Source organism: Pedobacter sp. 05T44, from assembly GCF_056395985.1.
Map to the genome: position 1 here is coordinate 373,091 of NZ_JBFTKO010000001.1, position 18,867 is coordinate 391,957.

An 18,867-nucleotide genomic window follows, 5' to 3' on the forward strand; every position below is an offset into this window, starting at 1 on the left:
AACTTAAAAAGTGGCTTTAATTCCTGTATTGATAACCCTTGCCTGTGGATAATATTGGGCACTAGAGTTTGTTGATTCAGGATCCCAAATTTTAATTTTATCCAGAGTTACAAGGTTTAGCCCATTTACATATACCCTAAGCGCTGTTAATCCGATTCGTTTTACCAATTCCGGAGCAAACGTATAGCCCAGTTCAACATTTTTTAACCTTATATAGTTGTTGCTACGCATCCAATAGGTATTACGTGCTGCATTATTAAAATCCGTATAATAGGTTTTACCACGGTTAGATAACCTAGGGAATTCACTACTCGGATTTTCGATGCTCCAACGGTTTTTGTATGACCATTCAAGGAAGTTACCTATGTCACCAGATTCTGTTAATCCTACAATCTGCAGACCTCCTGAAGCTCCCTGAATTAATGCCGAAAGGTCAAAACCTTTATAAGCCAGATTCAAATTAAAACCACCTGTAAAAGTAGGTGTGTTTGTTTTGTCCATTCTAATCTGATCATCGCCATTGATTTTACCATCGCCATTGATGTCTTTAAACTTCATATCACCTGGCAATAGATTACCGGTAAAGGCGCTATAATCGATTTTGTTGGCATTAATTTCGGTCTGATCTCTAAAAACTCCATCATATTGGTACACAAGTTCTGTTCCTGTAGGCATTCCAGTTGATCGCTGCCACTCTGGTGCGCCTGGTGTTTCATCCCAGAATATGATCTTGTTTTTAGAATATCCTCCGTTAACACTTACTCCGTAATTAAGTTCACCTACATTGTCGTTATAGCTCAACTTAAATTCAAAACCTTTATTGTTTACTTTTCCAAGATTCACAGGAGGTAATTTATCGGTAATACCCGAGCTGCCAGGTATAGAGTTACCTCTTGCAATAAGAATTTTTGTACGCTTGTTATAAAAGGCGTCAAACTCAAAGCTTAATTTATTATCCAAGAACGATGCATCCAAACCTACGTTGGAATTGTTTGCTACTTCCCATCCGAAATCCAAATTAGGAACTCGGTTTTCAACTAATGTTTGGCTTAACTGATCATTGATCACATAACTTCCAAAGCCCATTGTACTCAGGTATTGATATTCGGCCAGTGCATCCCCAAAGTATGCCTCTGCACCCATCTGACCCCATGAAGCTCTGATTTTCAAATTATTAACAAATCTGACGTTATCTTTAAAGAAAGGCTCTTCAGATACCCTCCAACCCAGTGAAAAGCCAGGGAAGAAACCAAAGCGCTTATCTTCAGGGAAGATGTACGAACCGTCAGCTCTCCACAAGAATTCAGCAAGATATTTTTCTTTATAGTTATAACCTACCCTTCCAAAATAACTCAAACGAGCTCTTTTGTATAAGTTGTTAGGGTCACCTGGATTACTGATCGACTGCTCTTTATCGCTACCTGCTAACAGTTCCTGCAAAGCAGTAGAAATGAAATATCTTCTGAAAGCTGAAAATCCATCATTATCAACCTTTTCTCTGGTTACACCAGCCATTAAACCAATAGTATGATCTCCTATTTTTTTATCATAATTGATCATTCCCATTAAATTTGTTGCCAATTGCGCTCCAGCGGTTTCAGTTAAACTAGGATCTGTACGTTCAGAACGCACCGAACCTGTCAGTACAGGTGTTACACCATCGGCTTCAAAAGATTTTTTGTCCCAATAATAAAGCGTCCATGGCGTCTGCCATCTTTTTTGCCTGCCTGCAAACTTATCTATAGAGGCAGTTCCTGTTACTTTTAACCCATCAACCCATGGAATTCTGATTTCTACTTTACCAGTAGTTTGTAAGTAATCCCTGCGATCCCTGTTATAACCTGTAAGATCTGTAGTTGTCACATATGGGTTATATCCATATTCAATATCAGGTCCTGGTAAACCATTTGGCCAAACCTCTATTTCTGTTGGTTTTCCGCGCATCAGCATCCTGAATACATCAGAGGCACTTACAGTAGGGAAATTACGAACTTCCTCTCTACCAGTAACACCTAATGTAGCAGTTACATATTTGTTGATGTTCGCTTCGAGGTTAATCCTCAGATCGTACTGCTGATATCCTGTTGCAGATTTTTTGTAATAACCATCCTGATCTAAATATCCCAAAGACACAAGATATTTGATGTTATCTCCTCCTCCATTAATTTGTAAGTTGTGTTTTTGTTGTGGAGACCAGTTTTTAAGTGTGGTATTAAACCAATCTGTATTAGGGTATCTTAACGGGTCTGAACCATCACGTAGCTTCTGCATCTCATCGGGACGATAAGCTGCGCTGATTGTACTATTGTTATCAGTTCGTTTGTACGACCCTGTTTCCTTAAACGCCTGCCACGCAGCACTCCATTGGTCCTGAGGCAAGTCGGCACCGAATATGTTTAATTCATTCAATATTTCAGCATACTGGGATGAATTTGACATTTTAGGCGTTCTGGTCGGTTGCTGCAAGCCATAACCATAATCATAAGATAATTGTGGTTTTCCTGATTTACCTTGTTTAGTGGTTATAAGGATAACACCATTTGCCGCCCTGGAACCATAAATTGCAGCAGAAGCATCTTTTAGTACTGATACACTTTCTACATCATTTGGATTTAAGCGTTCTAGACCGCCTGCCCTGTTAGGCACCCCATCGATAACGATTAAGGCATTGTTATTTCCTAAGGAATTAACTCCACGGATGCGGATAGTTGATCCATCATAACCCGGCTCACCACTTGCTTGAACAGCTGTTACACCCGGCAAACGACCAGCCAGTGAGTTAGAAAGGTTTACCGTTGGTGTTTTTGCCAGCTCGGCTCCTTTAACTGAAGTTACAGCTCCGGAAACGACAGCTTTTTTCTGTGTTCCATAACCAACAACCACAATTTCAGATAGTGCCTGTGCACTTTCGACCAGCTTCACATTAATTGTTTCTTGCTTATTAACCGGAATTTCTTGCGTCTGATATCCCATATAAGAGAACACCAATGTGCCATTGTCCGGCACCCTGATGCTGTATTTACCTGTTGCATCAGTAGTTGAACCAGCCGTACCTTCTTTTAATTTAACACTTACCCCGGGGATGCCAGTTCCATTGGCATCTGTAACCAGACCTTTCACCAAAATGTCAGCCGCCGATGCATTTCTTAGTCTTATCACTACCAGGTTATCTTCCAATTCCTGGAACTCCAGATTAGTGTTTTTCAAAAGTAGCATCAGGGCATCAGAAACAAATATCTGACTCTTTACCAATGTAACATCTTTACTACCAGAAAGGTCGTCCTCGCTATATAGAAAGCGTATATTCCCTTTCTTCTCAAGCACATTAAGCGCTTCTTTTAATTTGACTCTATGCAGCTCTAAATCAACCTTTGTACCTTGGGAGAAGGTGGAAGCTGATACCTGCAAACATAAGACAAACGATGAAACAAAGATCCAGTTTAGCATCATTATTAGTTTTTTGTTGGGAAAGTTGGCAMATAGAACTTTATTGCACAGTTCTTTTTTTTTCATAGATTTGTGAATTTCAAAGTTAAAAATCTGTAATAGTAGCATTTAGCTACTCATGAAGGTTTAGGGGGAGAGAAATGTTAGCCGCATTTAGCTCCCTTTTTTGTTAGTAAATGATCACGTCATGTTCTTTAAGTTTAAAGTTAAATGGTTTGATTAATTGCATTGCTTTCAGGGTTTCTTCGATTGTTTCATTTTTAAATACACCTGTAAAGCGATAAGATTTTGCTTGCTCGGTTTCAAAGTTGATTTGCACATTGAACCAGCGTTCCAGCTTTGGTTTCAGATCTTCTAATGATTCATTCTGAAAAACAAGCTGGCTATCACGCCACGAAGTTTCTTCGATATATTCGTTGTTACCAATTCGCACCGGCACCACGTGTTGTATCGTTAACGTTATGTCCTTTGGCACATCTGGCGAGGKACTAGACTTAACATGAATAACTTTTTTATCTTCAACCAATGCAAATTTTTCTGACGGACTTAAAAGGATCTTTTGTTCCGATCTGTCGTTTACAGAAAGCTCAATAGACCCGCGGATCAAGGTAGCCTCTGACTTTTTATCAATGGGATAAGCTTTTATGTTAAATGCAGTTCCCAAAACTTTTACACAAATTTTATCAGTACGTACAATAAAGGGGTGAGATTTATGGTGAGCCACATCAAAAAAAGCCTCACCTACCAGATAAACAATACGTTTCTTCTTTTGATTGATACTGCTTTCATATGAAAGTTTACTATCAGAATTAAGCCAAACTATTGTACCATCCGGAAGCTTAATTTTTTTTCGGATCCCTTTCCCTGCAACAATTTGAGTATCCGGGGAAAATTTATCGGACCTATTGTAGTAAAGTAGAGCAGCAGAAACAATAACAAGTAATATTGCAGCAATGCCAATTAGATTTTTATATTTTTTGAAGCCGGTTATTTTTTGTGTTTCCTCTTTATGTCCAAACTCATCACGGAATTTAAGCCTATGCAACAGGTACGCCTGATCTACGTCTGGCAGATCGGTTTGTCCTTCTGAACTTAACCAGAGTTGTTCTAGAAATTCTTCATAATAAACGGAATCAGGATATCCTGTTATGAGGTCATTCAGCTCTTCCAATTCGCTTTTCGTGGCTTCACCAGCTAATTTACGAGCTAACAGTTCTATAATTCTGTTTTTATACATACAGATAATCCGGGTAAGTTTATATTGGTTTGTATGTATAGGACAAACCTTTTTGGAAAACTCCCTAGTCTTTCATGAAAAAAAATAAAAGTTTTTTTACATGAGGTTAAATTCTGCTTTTAAAACAGTGCTCATTTTTTTAATTGCCGTTACCAGATGCGCATCTACTGTTTTAGGAGAAATATTTAAAATGGATGCCGTTTCCTTATAACTTAAACCGTCTTCTTTTATTAATTTAAATACCAGCTTGCACTGAGAAGGCAGTTTTTCGGTGGCAACCTCGAGCTTTCTCTTCAATTCATCATTAATCAATATCTGCTCCGGATTCAGGTTGTCAAGAATAATTTCGAATTCAATATCATCTAGAGAGACCCACTCCTGCTTTGAATGTTTATTAAGCACATTTAAGGATAAATTACGGGCAATTACAAAAGCATAAACTTTGATATTTCTCACCTCCGATAATTTTTCTCTATTCCGCCAAATGGTAATCATAACATCACTGGCCACTTCTTCTGCAAGTTCTCTTGACTTTAATAAACAAAAGCAAAAGCGATATAAAGAAGGAAACAAAGATTTGAAAAGCTTCTCGTATGCGTTCTCATTATTATACAAAGCAATATGACTTATCAGACTGTTTAGGTCGGGTAAATGTTTAGGCATAGGGTCTATATTTGATTAATTCAAATGTATGAATTAAACCATACCATCCAAATCCTAAAACAATTCTCTTGAAATTTAACTGAATATAAGTACATATTCCTTACTTCTAAGCCCTTTAACCCAAAACATGTTAAAATGAAAAAACCTCACCCATTTTGAAAAACGCTTATTTAATCTGGATTTTAGTTAAAAAAATTAAAAACAGCTAACACAATGTGTAACTGACCTTTAGCATCAATCTCATCTTTTAGGCCACGAATTTGCATCTCTATTCACATCTTAGGTTCTCTATGCAAGGTCTAATCCCATTCGGATTTTGGCTTAGAATGGATTAGTCCTAACGTAGAATAGAAAAAATCCTTTAATTTTAAACCGAAACTGAAAGTAAAATCATACATGTTAACAGTAGAAAAAATTGGGGGGACTTCGATGAGTGCCCTTGCAGATGTTATTAATAACATCGTTTTATTTGAAAGAAGCGGTGAGGCATTATACAACAGAGTTTTTGTAGTCTCTGCATTTTCCGGTGTGACCGACCTGTTGTTGGAGAACAAAAAAACAGGAAAGCCAGGTGTTTATCATCGCATTGCTAAATATCAGGATTTTCACAGGCCGTTAATGAGTCTGATCGTTCAGTTAAAATCCATCAACAAAAAGTATAAGAGTATAGGCCTTGATTTAACTCTGGCCGATCAGTTCATAGAAAATCATATTACAGAGGCACAAAAATATCTTGAAAATCTAGCAAATATCCTGGCCTCAGGTTATGTGAGCAAAGCAGGTATTTTACAGGCGGCACGTGAGATACTAGCCTCAATTGGAGAAAGCCACTCTGCTTTTAACTTTACTAATATCTTAAAGAACATGGGTATTAATGCTATTCTTATAGATTTGAGTGGTTTTAATGACCATAGGGCATTTACTATTGACCAGCGGATAAAGCATGCCTTTAAAAATATCGACTTCGAAAACACAGTGTGTATAGTTACAGGATATGCTAAAGGAACCGAAGGTATTATGCGTGAATTTGACCGGGGATATTCTGAAGTAACTTTTAGCAAAATTGCTGAATTCTTAAAACCTCAGGAAGCAATTATTCATAAAGAATATCATCTATCAACAGCAGATCCGGCGTTAGTGGGGATAGAAAATTGTACCCCGGTTGGTTACACCAATTATGACATTGCCGATCAGCTGGCAGATGTAGGCATGGAGGCAATCCATCCCAAGGCTTCAAAACCTCTGGAAATCAACGGGATTCATCTACGAATAAAAAACACTTTTGAACCTGCCCACCCTGGCACATTGATCACCAGGAATTTTATTTGTGAGCATAAACGGGTGGAAGTAATTACAGGAACAGACAAATTGCTATTGATTGATGTTTATGATCCATTAATGGTAGGTAGTGTGGGTAGCGATCTGCACATCATGCAAATTTTCTATAAACACCACATTAGTTATACCTTTAAGGCAACCAGTGCCAACAGCATATCTATTGCAATTTGGGAACGAGATTTTGTTAAAAAACTAATTAGTGATCTGGAAGATGACTTTGAAAAGGTAACTATTGAAGAAGTTGCTATGGTATGCCTCTTAGGATCTAACATAGACCAACCGGGTTTGTTGGCAAAAAGTGCCTACGCTCTAACCGAAAAAGGGATAAACATTAAGAGCGCAGGCTTTGCATTAAGAAAAGTAAATATTCAGTTTTTAGTTGCACGCGAACACTTTAAAACTGCCATCATTGCACTTAACTCTGCAATGAATTAATAACGCATTTTATACTGCTATTGGTAGCTGAAAGCAAAATCTGCTTCCTTCTCCAATAGCACTTTCCACCCAAATCTTTCCGCTTTCTGCCTCTATGAAGTCTTTGGATATTGCCAATCCTAATCCAGACCCTGATTTATTATTTCCGTCGGTAGGAACCTGAAAATAACGGTCAAACAACCTTTTCTGATACTGCTCATCAATTCCTTTTCCAAAATCCCTCACAGAAAATTCTATGTTTCCATCCTTTTCAATTATCTGAATAATCACTTTAGATTTTTCTGAGCTGTACCTCAAAGCATTAGATAAAAAATTAACCAGCACCCATGCGGTCTTTTCAGTATCCACAAATACTTTAGCCAAATTATTTTTGCTGATCAATTCCAATTCTATCGACTTCTGCTCTGCCTGAAACCTTACAGCATCCATAGCATAAATAGCGATCTTACGTGGGTCAGATTTCACAAAATTTAATTGCAGGTTACCTGTTTCTACCTGAGCAAGATCAAGTAGCTCCGTTGTAATCTTTAATAAACGTCCGCAATCCTCCTTAATATGCTGAACAAGTTCCTTCTGCTCGGCATTCATTGTACCAACGCGCTCATCATCCATTAATTTTAAACTCATTTTAATAGATGATATCGGCGTTTTTAATTCATGAGATACAGTAGCAATAAAATTTGTCTTTGCTTCGTCTAATTCCTTATACTGTGTTATGTTTTTTAGTATATATACTTCACCAGCAGTTCTTCTGGTCTCAGTAATTATCTGTTCGTCCTGATCTTCATAGGCTACCGGAACTGTGATCTCCCTACGCTCCAACTGGAAGTAAGACTCTTTATTATCAGCATAGATCTTCATTGGTTTGTCTACACTATTGATTTGCAATATTCTATTTAAAAGATCATTTCTTTTCATTAGCTCTAAAGCATTTAATCCGATAATATCTTTTTCGCTCAGGTTTAACAACTGTCCGGCTACTTTATTCAAAAATAAGATCTCTTTTTTCTCGTTCAGACCAATAATTGCATCCTGCATTTGTTCAATAATGGCTTCTATCCTTAGCTTTTCGGATTGAAGTTTGGCCAGATTACTGTTTTCCCATTTGTTGAGCTGAGCAGCCATAGCATTAAACTCTGTTGCGAGCTCCGAAAACTCATCAGTTCCATTGAATTCCAAACGCTGTTTATAATTTTTCCGACTGATTTCTTTAATCGCTTCAGAGAATTCCTTTAGGGGATTGGCTACAAAGCCCGGGAAATTTACAACAAAAGAAAACAAGATTAGAAAGCACATTGAAGCCGCAAAGATCAGATAAGTTGCTGCCTTTTCGACGCCCCTTTGGGCAGCAGCATTTTTTCTGACAATAGCATTCATATTCACCTCATCAATGATCCTCAACTGCAATCGGGCATTATTTAATGCCAACTGCTTGGCTGATATATTTTTTGCCGGGTCTACAATAATCTTATAGGCTTCAGCAAGTCTAAGTACAGACTCATGCTCTCCTTTTTCAGTAATGTTATTTCTTTCTTTTGCCAAATGGATTCCAAACTGTTCAGCCTCTTTCTGCGAAAGTGGTATTACGCTTTCATCAAGTATCTTTCGCATCTCGCCAGAAAAATTTAAGCTCTCGTAGTTGTCCTTTAAGATTACCTTGGAGCTTACAGAAATTTTGTTCATATAGTAGAGCGAGATCGCTCCGAAGAATATCACGACCACGAATAAGAACCCGAATCCGAGGCGTAGTTTAGTTTTTATCTTCATGGTTTATAATATTAAATTTTTAACGTCATGATAATATAACAAGATCAGTTTCGGTAGCAGAAATACTTCGCAAAAGTTGGTTAAAAACAGCAGTTCTCATAATGATCTGAAATAAATTTAAGTGTGGCTTTCCTATACATATTGTGGTAATTTCTTTTTCTTCAGCAACCTTCAATATAGCGCTGGTGATATGATTGCTTTTAACTTTTATAACCTCTGCACCTAGCTCGGTTGCCATTTTAAAGTTGTTAATCAGATGTCGCTGCACGTCTAATTTAATCCGATCTCCACTTTCATTATCGTTTTGTACATATAGCACTATCCATGGTGAACGGTAATAGGAAGCAAGTCTTGCGGTTTTTCTGATTACTATTTTAGCTGTTGTATTATTAGTAGATATACAAGCTAAAAAACGCTCAGGCCGAAGCTTGATCTGCTTAGGAATTTCGATATTGATTTTCCTTTCCAGGTGATGGGCAACTTCTTTTAAAGCAAGTTCACGAAGTTGGAGTATACGCTCTGGTTGAAAAAAATTTCCGAGGGCCCGTTCGATCTTACTTTTATCATAAATTTTCCCGGCTTTTAACCGCTCTATCAACTCATCTGCGGTTAGGTCTATGTTAACGATCTCGTCCGCTGTTTCTAAAATCTTATCTGGTATTCTCTCTGTGATAGGGATCCCGGTAATGGTTTCAATATCCTCATTCATACTTTCAAGATGTTGAATATTTACAGCAGAGATCACGCTAATTCCCGCTTCAAGAATATCAGCAACATCCTGCCAGCGCTTAACGTTTTTACTCCCTTCAACATTTGTGTGCGCTAATTCATCAACAATAACAACCTCTGGGTGTGTATTAATAATTGCGTTTACATCCATCTCCTCCAGCTCTTTACCCTTATAAAAGAGTTTTCTTCGGGGAATAATCGGGATACCGTCTAATAATGCATGTGTTTCAGCTCTGTTATGGGTTTCTATATAGCCAATCCGAATATCAATACCATTCTTTAATAAAGCATGGGCTTCCTGCAACATTCTGTACGTTTTCCCCACGCCCGCACTCATGCCAATATATACCTTAAATTTCCCTCTTCTGGACTTCTTTACCAGATCAAGAAATTTCCTTACCGAGTCTGCTTTATTATCTTCTTCCATGGCTCAATAAAATTACCATTTAATAATGATGTAATTATTAGTCATCAAATACCATAATCCACCAATAATCAACCCAATACCAAAACACAGAATCAGTTTACCAAAGGGATTACTCACAAAACCCCGAAATGTCCATTTTTTCATAGTAAATATTTGATTTTAACAATTACGGAATCCGCCTGGTTTTAGGTGAATTCCGTAATTCTAAACTATATTAATCTAAGTCTAAAAAGCAACAGCAATACTTGCTGTAACTGCAGCATTGTTGTCTACAGCATTTAAATTACGCACAAATATTTTGTCTTTACTGCTATACATTTTACCTTCCAATCTAATTACTGCATTACTCACAGGCGCGTAATCCACATTAAGGGAATATCCGGTTGTTTTAAAGCCATTAGGTGTTCCGGTAGCAATAAAAACACCATTCTTATCCTGGTAATATTCTCCTCTTGCGGCAACCGCCCAGTTGCTGTTGATCTTGTATTGTGCAATGGCAACAGGCGAAAGAACTTCATTTTTGTCGCTGCTTCCTTTTGTTTTCTGCTGTGTTCCGTAATCAAAGCCAAGAGTCAATCCAAACTGATCAGTTACCTGGAATATTCCATAAACATTATGATAGAACCGTGTTACCCTTATAGAGTCAGCACCTTCTGTTTCCAGGTAATTACTATAGTTGACAGTAATTTTATCTGTTGGTTTCCATGTTAACTGTACACCACCGGCCGGCTGGCTGTTTCCGCTCTGACGGGTAATTCTTTGCCATCCGTTCAAATAAAATGCGGCAGCAGTAAACTTTCCATCACTAGTACCATAGGTAATTTTTGCACCCGATTCATAATAAGGTGTATTTTCTGATGAGATGTTTCTTGTTAATACCCAGCAATCTTTAGAAACGGCACTTTCAAAACCAATATGTGAAGAGAAAATTCCGGCATCCAACCATAAATTAGCTGTTTTGGAAAGTTTAACCCCAGCATTTGCTTCATAGATGTTTTTTAACACCCCAGGCTCTGCCGCTAGATTTGCATTGGCATAACTTCCCGCCATTACAGCTACATTTGCCCTGATGGTTCCATTATCGTAATTCCCTTTGATGAAACCCAAATTTAAGTTCATTTCGTTATGACGGTTATGAGAATAGATAAATCCAGGTCTGTTGTTATCCGTCGGTTTATTAAAATCGTAACCGAAATAAGTTTCCAGGTAACCACTCACTTTGATTTTTGATGTTTCCTGGCCGTATGCTAAAGATCCCGTAGTTAATGCTGTTGCTAATATTAAAAGTTTTTTCATTTATAGTTTTGTTTTTTCTAGATATGGTCATCTCTGATGGCCACGTTATTGTATTATTTGTTGTTTTTGGATTAAAATTTAGGCCATACTTCCCCTGCCGCTGCCTGATCCGGGGTTTGGCAAACGCATTATGGATCAGGCAGGAGTTTCAGAGCGAGAGTCGTAAGATTATTTTTTTAACTCATCCAGGGCAAGGTTAAGCTTAAGTACATTTACGGATGACGGGCCAAACAGTCCTAACAATGGCCCCTGAGTATTTTTAACTACCAGTTCAGCTACTGTCTTTTCATTTATTTTACGATAAGCAGCAATTCTTTTGATCTGGATAATGGCACCCTGTTCGGAAATGTTTGGATCTAAACCACTACCTGAAGCAGTGACCATATCGGCTGGAATATCAGCCTTTTTCAAAGATGGGTTGTATTTTAGCAAAGTGTCGATTCTGCTCGAAACMTCTTTTAGGTAATCAGGATTTGAAGGCCCCTTATTGGAGCCGGCCGAGCCTGCAGCATTATAACCAACCGCAGAAGGTCTTCCCCAGAAATACTCCGGTTTGGTAAACGATTGGCCAATTGCGGCATAACCAACAACTTTACCATTTTTGCTGATCTTTTCGCCGCCACCATTTCCTTTTGAGAAGCCACCGGCAAAAGCAACAATCAATGGATAAATAACGCACAGTAATACCATAAGTACTAGTGTTAAGCGTAAGGATTGTATGATATATTTTTTCATGATTTCTATTTTTTAAACAAATAAGCCTACAACAATATCAATAAGTTTGATGCCTATAAAAGGGGCTATCACACCGCCAAGTCCATAGATCAGTAGATTTCTACGCAACAACGCACTGGCACCGATTGGTTTATATTCAACACCTTTTAAGGCCAGAGGGATCAGGATAGGGATAATGATTGCATTGAAAATTACAGCAGATAAAATCGCACTCTCAGGACTATGCAATCCCATAATATTTAAACTCTGTAATGCAGGAATCGAAGCAATAAACAATGCCGGTACAATCGCAAAGTACTTCGCTACGTCATTGGCAATAGAGAAGGTAGTAAGTGTTCCGCGGGTGATCAGCAATTGTTTACCGATTTCCACAATCTCTATGAGCTTGGTCGGATCATTATCCAGATCCACCATGTTACCTGCTTCTTTGGCTGCCTGCGTACCACTGTTCATAGCCACACCTACGTCTGCTTGTGCAAGTGCAGGGGCATCATTGGTACCGTCACCCATCATGGCTACAAGTTTACCCAAGGCTTGTTCTTCTTTGATGTAATTCATTTTATCCTCAGGTTTAGCCTCAGCAATAAAATCATCCACACCGGCTTTCTCTGCAATGAATTTTGCGGTAAGGGGGTTGTCTCCGGTAACCATTACCGTTTTTACACCCATTTTACRCAGGCGCTCAAAACGCTCACTAATGCCGGGTTTAATGATATCCTGTAATTCAATTACTCCAAGTGCTTTTTCATTCTCAGAAACAACAAGCGGTGTTCCCCCATTATTGGCAATTATTTTCACCTGCTCCTCAATGTCTATTGGAAAAGGATTTCCAGCCGTTAAAACAATGTTACGGATAGAATCAAATGCGCCTTTACGGATTCTTTTTCCATCCGGAGTATCCAAACCACTTGACCTGGTTTCAGCAGTAAATTTGATGAATTTAGATCCTTCAGGTGCAGTAAGTAATTTATGATCTTGCAATACCGCAAGCTCTATAATAGATTTACCTTCGGGGGTTTCATCAGCTAGAGAACTTAACATACAGGCATCAACGAATTGCTTCTTATCCATCCCCGAAGTAGGGTAGAAATTGGTGGCCTTACGGTTACCAATAGTAATGGTACCTGTTTTGTCCAGTAATAAAACGTCAATATCGCCTGCTGTTTCCACAGCTTTACCTGATTTGGTAATTACGTTGGCACGCAGCGCCCTGTCCATCCCGGCTATACCAATTGCAGACAGCAGTCCGCCGATAGTGGTCGGAATCAAGCAAACAAACAAGGAGATCAATGCAGCAATAGTAATCGGAGTATTTGCATAATCAGCAAATGGCTTTAAGGTAACGCAAACAATAATAAACACCAAGGTAAAACTGGCGAGCAATATGGTCAATGCAATCTCATTGGGTGTTTTTTGTCTTGATGCACCTTCAACAAGGGCAATCATTTTATCCAGAAAACTTTCACCCGGCTGGGTATTTACCTGAACTTTGATATGGTCTGAAAGCACTTTTGTACCCCCGGTAACAGAAGATTTATCGCCTCCCGACTCACGGATTACCGGAGCCGACTCACCGGTAATGGCGGATTCATCAATGGTAGCAATACCTTCAATAATCTCTCCATCGGTTGGAATGGTATCTCCCGACTCGCAGAAAAATATGTCTCCTTTTTTTAATTGGTTCGAAGAACGGATCTCGATCTTTCCATTTGCCAGAACAACCTTAGCTGGTGTTTCTTCACGTGTTTTCCTTAAACTATCCGCTTGTGCTTTTCCTCTGGCCTCGGCAATGGCTTCAGCAAAATTTGCAAAAAGAACAGTAAGCAGTAATATTAAAAAGATAAAAAAATTGTATAGTGGTGATCCCTGACCTGCGTTACTCATGGAGTATACAGTTACGTAAGCCATGATTACGGTACCGATTTCTACGGTAAACATAACCGGATTACGAACCATTACTCTGGGGTCAAGTTTGATGAAGGACTGCTTAAGTGCAGTTTGCACTAAAGCGGGTTCAAATAATTTATTAGATGAGTGTTTCATTATAATCTATTTAAGCATGGTAAAGTATTCTGCCAATGGGCCTAAAGCCAGAGCAGGGAAATAAGAAAGCGCATTCAGTACAATGATCACTGCAAAAGTCATCAGACTGAAAGTCAAAGTATCTGTTTTCAAGGTACCAGCAGACTCCGGGATGTATTTTTTAGAACCTAGTAAACCTGCAATGGCAACAGGGCCTATAATCGGTAGGAAACGACCAAGGAATAGAACGAAGCCACTGGCTACGTTCCAGAAAACATTATTGTCACCCAGACCTTCAAAACCAGAACCGTTATTGGCATTGGATGAGGTCATTTCGTACAACATCTCCGAGAAACCGTGGAAGCCGGGATTGTTTAACCAGTTCTTAGGTTGTACTGCCCATCCAGCTTCCCCGTGATTCGTAAATACATAACTGGCAATTGCCGTTCCTGCCAAGATCAGAAAAGGACTCAGTAAGGTGATCAATGCTGCAATCTTAACCTCTCTGGCTTCTACCTTATGCCCAAGGAATTCCGGTGTTCTTCCCACCATCAATCCGGAAATAAATACAGCAATGATCAGGTAAATAAAATAATTCAATACACCAACACCGCAACCTCCATAAAAAGAGTTGATCATCATACCCAGTAATTGCCATGCGCCTGTTAGTGGCATGGTACTGTCATGCATCCCGTTAACGGAACCGGTAGAGATAATGGTGGTTACTGTGCTCCAATAGCCGGTTATGGCTGGGCCAAAACGAACTTCCTTGCCTTCCATAGCCCCGGTAGCCTGCGAAATGCCCATTTTTGCAATGGCAGGATTTCCTCCAAGCTCGGAACTTACAGTAGGGATCAGCAGGAGTAGCATACCAATCGTCATGACCCCAAAGATCATCCAGGCAAGTCTCCTACGTCTGATGAAAATGCCAAATGCGATGACCATTGCAATAGGAATAATTACCTGTGCAACCAATTCAACGGTATTGGTGATGTAATTCGGATTTTCCAAAGGGTGGGTAGAGTTTGCACCAAACCATCCACCACCATTAGTACCCAAGTGCTTAATGGCAATAAAAGCAGCTGCAGGGCCTCTTGAAACATTTACTGTATCTCCCTGAACAGAAATAAACTGATCTTTAGCTTCATAGCTTGTTGGAGAACCGTTAAAGGCAAGAATAATTGCCATTACCAATGATAACGGAAGTAATAACCTGGTAATAGATTTCACAAAGAATTCCCAGAAGTTACCAAGTTTAGTGCTTGTTTTATCCCTGAAAGCTTTAAAGAAAACTACAGCAGCAGCAAGGCCTGTAGCCGCACTAACAAACTGGAGAAACATCAGTACAAAATGCTGGGTAAGATAAGTTACACCCGATTCTCCTGAATAGTGCTGCAGGTTACAGTTTACCACGAAACTGATGATTGTATTAAAAGAAAGATCGGGTGTCATTCCTGGGTTTCCGTCAGGATTCAACGGAAGCTTGTCCTGATACATCAGAACAAAAAATCCATAAACAAGCCATACAAGATTGATGGTTAACAGCGCCTTCATGTGCTGCTTCCAATTCATCTCTTCTTTGGGGTTAATACCAGAAAGCTTATAGATTGCGGATTCAATAGGTTTTAAAAAGTCTGTCCAAACTTTTTCTCCGGCAAATACCTTTGCCAGGTACTTGCCTAGCGGAATAGCGATGACCAGTGTAAGCAGGTAGGTCGCAACAATTCCAAGTAATTCTGTGTTCATAATGTACAATTAAAATTTTTCAGGTTTAATCAACACGTAAATCATATAGATAAATACGGCGATTGCGATAATAAATAATGCAGTCATAATTTTAGATTTTTTCGAACCAGTCGATTGATTTGTAAACTACCCAGCAGAGGATCAGCAGGGCTAAAAAAAGCAGGATTGTAAGCATGATATTTTTATTTTGTGAGAAGCATAAGCCAATTCATATACCACACTTAGATATAAACACATAAAATCCTGATTTACAGATACATAAAACACAAAAATATTTTAACATCTTATTATTGAACAGAAAAACCCTTCCATTATGGAAGGGTTTTTATCAAAATGAAAAAGTCTGTTTTGTATCAATTAGAATGGCACTTTTCATCATGCGGAGGTGTATAATTGCTGATCCAGACTAGAATCATTAACAAGATATGGGAAAATAGATTCTAAAAGATTGATATAAATGGTGATCCCATCACTTATTTCTGCAAGATAAATGTATTCATCAGCTGAATGAGAGCGGGCAGAATCTCCAGGGCCTATTTTAACAGATGGCATTTCAAGCCAGCCCTGATCGGAGCTGGTTGGGGAGATGTATGTTTTTCTGCCAATGGCAATACCAGTTCTGACAAGGGGGTGCAAAAGATCAATTGCTGATGGTGTGAGTACGTTAGGACGAAGCGTGGTATCACAAAAGGTATGATTTTTAATTGTATTGAGTATTTCCTTTTCTGTATAACTATGATCAAATCTGATATCAATGGTAAAGCTGCATTCGCCCGGAACAATGTTATGCTGTATACCCGCATTGATCTGAGTAACAGTCATTTTTACTGGATTTGGAAGATTAGAGTCAATAGGAAAAACATAGCTTGAAAACCAATGAATGTCTTTCAGCGCTTTGTAAATGGCATTATCTCCTTCTTCTCTTGCCGCATGCCCGGGCCTACCAGTCGAAACGCAGTCCAATACCATAGAGCCTTTTTCGGCAACCGCCATATGCATATTCGTAGGTTCCCCAACAATCGCAAATGAAATAGGCATTAAATCATCCAGAATAGACTTAATCCCTTTTCTGCCAGAATTCTCTTCTTCTGCAGTTGCGGCCAGGCATAAATTAAAAGGAAGGTCTTTCCTTTCATAGAAAAAAAGAAACGCAGAAATCAGTGAAACCAAAGGTCCGCCTGCATCGTTACTACCCAAGCCATAAAGTTTTCCATCTTTAATCAGCGGCACAAAGGGATCGTTATTATATTGATCATTTGGTTTCACTGTATCATGATGGGAATTCAATAAAATGATGGGTTTTAAGGGATCAAAGTATTTATTGTAACACCAGATGTTATTGTATTTACGGATAGTAAATACTTCATGGTCATTTAAGAAGGATTCAATACAATCTGCAGTTAGCTTTTCCTCTGTACTAAATGAAGGGATTTTAATTAGTTTTTCCAGTAGTTCAACCGCCTGGTCATATAATTTGTTCATATTGATGATGTTTATGATTAAATGTTGAACACGGCAATTCAAAAGGAATGCCCCAGTCATAAATCATCAAAAAAATGCAGTTAATTAGCTTAAATAAGCGATAAAATATTTTTCAGGTCTTGAATGAATAAAATTTACCATATCAAAATGGTATGATTAATTTCATTTTGAAGAACTGGGAGTTTCTAAATTTTATATTCTTCAATTTTTCGATATAATGTAGTAAGTCCTATCCCCAATAAGCGGGCAGTCTCTGTCTTATTTCCTTTGGTATATGTTAGTACTTTAAGAATATGCTGTTTCTCAACCTGCTCCATTTTCATTGGATCTGTCTCCCCTACCTGTTGCTCTAAAGCGTGAAACTCATAAGGTAGCAGATTCGCTGTAACTGAGTTCCCGTCGGCAAGAATAACGACACGCTCAATTACGTTTTTTAGCTCTCTGATGTTCCCCTTCCAGTTGTGCTTAAGGAGTAGTTCAGCAAAATCATCCCCCATTAAAAGCTCCTGCTTGTTTACTTTATTCGCAAATTCTTTTAAATAATGTTTGGCGATTAGTAAAATATCTGATTTCCGTTGAGATAAAGGTGGAAGTTCAATAGAAAATACGGAAAGGCGGTAATAAAGATCTAATCTGAACTTCCCACTTTCTGCTTCCGTTTTTAAGTCTCTGTTGGTGGCAGCAATAATGCGGACATTCACTTTACTTGTTTGGGTATCTCCTACCTTTATAAAGGTTTGATTTTCCAATACGCGAAGCAATTTTGCTTGCAAATCCAGGTTCATCTCTCCAATCTCATCCAGAAACAAAGTTCCTTCATTTGCTTCTTCCAGCAAACCTTTTTTATCTCTTACTGCTCCAGTAAATGCACCTTCTTTATGCCCAAACAATTCACTTTCTAAAAGTTCATGATTAAATCCGCTACAGTTTACGGCAACGAAAGGCTTCATTTTCCTTAAACTTTCGTAATGTATCGCTTGTGCGAACACCTCTTTCCCCGTACCCGTCTCGCCAAGTAAAAGAACAGTAGTATCTGTACCGGCAACCTTTTCAGATAGCGCTATCGCTTCTTTAATAGCCTTAGACTGACCAAGTATGCCCGTAAAATCATATTTTCTGGCTACTTTATTTTCCAGTTCACTAATCCTAAACTGGAGTTTGGCTTTATCTAATGCTTTATAAACAAGGGGGATGATTTTGTCATTATCATCCCCCTTAGTAATATAATCAAAAGCGCCATTGCGCATTGCCATTACACCATCTTGTATTGTACCAAAAGCAGTCAGATTGATCACCTCGGTATAAGGTTTTATTTTCTTGATCTCTTTTACGAGTTCAACTCCATTAATATCCGGAAGTTTTACATCACTAATTACTACATATACATCCTGGGCAGCTAGAATTTTCAGGCCTTCTTTGCCTGTATTTGCCTGAAAAACCTTGAAGCCTTCCAATTCAATGATGCGCGCCAGCAGGCTGCAGATCTTTTTCTCGTCGTCTATTATTAAAACGGTGTTTTGCATCGCTGATAATTTCAACAATA

14 protein-coding genes are annotated in these 18,867 nt (G+C 38.6%); 1 reads left to right on the forward strand and 13 read right to left on the reverse strand.

Going from position 1 to position 18,867, the window contains the following annotated elements:
* Positions 1-3 precede the first annotated feature (3 nt).
* The 3 genes from AC1DDK_RS01505 to AC1DDK_RS01515 form a co-directional block, all read right to left on the reverse strand.
* Positions 4-3,450 carry a SusC/RagA family TonB-linked outer membrane protein gene (locus AC1DDK_RS01505; protein WP_477633772.1) on the reverse strand — a complete coding sequence of 1,149 codons (3,447 nt, stop codon included), beginning with the start codon at positions 3,448-3,450 and terminating at the stop codon, positions 4-6.
* Positions 3,451-3,616: 166 nt separating this feature from the next.
* Positions 3,617-4,684: a FecR family protein gene (locus tag AC1DDK_RS01510; protein WP_477633773.1), complete on the reverse strand. Its 1,068-nt coding sequence runs from the start codon at positions 4,682-4,684 to the stop codon at positions 3,617-3,619.
* Between the two features lie 96 nt (positions 4,685-4,780).
* Entirely contained in the window at positions 4,781-5,347 is a 567-nt protein-coding gene (locus AC1DDK_RS01515; RefSeq protein ID WP_172660517.1) for an RNA polymerase sigma factor, read from the reverse strand.
* 396 nt (positions 5,348-5,743) lie between these two features.
* Here AC1DDK_RS01515 and AC1DDK_RS01520 point away from each other — a divergent pair, with 396 nt between their 5' ends.
* Entirely contained in the window at positions 5,744-7,120 is a 1,377-nt protein-coding gene (locus AC1DDK_RS01520; protein WP_172660518.1) for an aspartate kinase, read from the forward strand.
* A 9-nt stretch (positions 7,121-7,129) separates the two neighbouring features.
* Here the strand turns inward: AC1DDK_RS01520 and AC1DDK_RS01525 are convergent, their stop codons facing one another.
* From AC1DDK_RS01525 to AC1DDK_RS01570, 10 genes are all read right to left on the reverse strand, one after another.
* Positions 7,130-8,887, reverse strand: coding sequence for an ATP-binding protein (locus tag AC1DDK_RS01525; RefSeq protein ID WP_172660519.1), 1,758 nt, complete (start codon positions 8,885-8,887; stop codon positions 7,130-7,132).
* Positions 8,888-8,912: 25 nt separating this feature from the next.
* A complete protein-coding gene (locus tag AC1DDK_RS01530) occupies positions 8,913-10,043 on the reverse strand; it encodes a sensor protein KdpD (protein ID WP_172660520.1) in 1,131 nt (376 codons plus the stop codon).
* A gap of 12 nt (positions 10,044-10,055) precedes the next feature.
* Positions 10,056-10,187, reverse strand: coding sequence for a hypothetical protein (locus AC1DDK_RS01535; RefSeq protein ID WP_337715220.1), 132 nt, complete (start codon positions 10,185-10,187; stop codon positions 10,056-10,058).
* 81 nt (positions 10,188-10,268) lie between these two features.
* The gene (locus AC1DDK_RS01540; protein ID WP_477611738.1) at positions 10,269-11,339 is read right to left on the reverse strand and encodes a porin; all 1,071 of its coding nucleotides are present in this window, start codon (positions 11,337-11,339) and stop codon (positions 10,269-10,271) included.
* Between the two features lie 168 nt (positions 11,340-11,507).
* Complete coding sequence (locus AC1DDK_RS01545; RefSeq protein ID WP_477633774.1) at positions 11,508-12,074, reverse strand: K(+)-transporting ATPase subunit C; 567 nt, start codon at positions 12,072-12,074, stop codon at positions 11,508-11,510.
* Between the two features lie 12 nt (positions 12,075-12,086).
* The gene (gene kdpB, locus AC1DDK_RS01550) at positions 12,087-14,117 is read right to left on the reverse strand and encodes a potassium-transporting ATPase subunit KdpB (protein WP_477633775.1); all 2,031 of its coding nucleotides are present in this window, start codon (positions 14,115-14,117) and stop codon (positions 12,087-12,089) included.
* A gap of 6 nt (positions 14,118-14,123) precedes the next feature.
* Positions 14,124-15,842: a potassium-transporting ATPase subunit KdpA gene (kdpA, locus tag AC1DDK_RS01555; protein ID WP_172660524.1), complete on the reverse strand. Its 1,719-nt coding sequence runs from the start codon at positions 15,840-15,842 to the stop codon at positions 14,124-14,126.
* A 9-nt stretch (positions 15,843-15,851) separates the two neighbouring features.
* Positions 15,852-15,929 (reverse strand): potassium-transporting ATPase subunit F, encoded by a 78-nt coding sequence (locus AC1DDK_RS01560; protein WP_084498241.1) that lies wholly within the window; start codon positions 15,927-15,929, stop codon positions 15,852-15,854.
* 288 nt (positions 15,930-16,217) lie between these two features.
* Positions 16,218-17,324: a M20/M25/M40 family metallo-hydrolase gene (locus AC1DDK_RS01565; protein WP_172660525.1), complete on the reverse strand. Its 1,107-nt coding sequence runs from the start codon at positions 17,322-17,324 to the stop codon at positions 16,218-16,220.
* 185 nt (positions 17,325-17,509) lie between these two features.
* Complete coding sequence (locus AC1DDK_RS01570; protein ID WP_172660526.1) at positions 17,510-18,847, reverse strand: sigma-54-dependent transcriptional regulator; 1,338 nt, start codon at positions 18,845-18,847, stop codon at positions 17,510-17,512.
* Between the last annotated feature and the right edge of the window lie 20 nt (positions 18,848-18,867).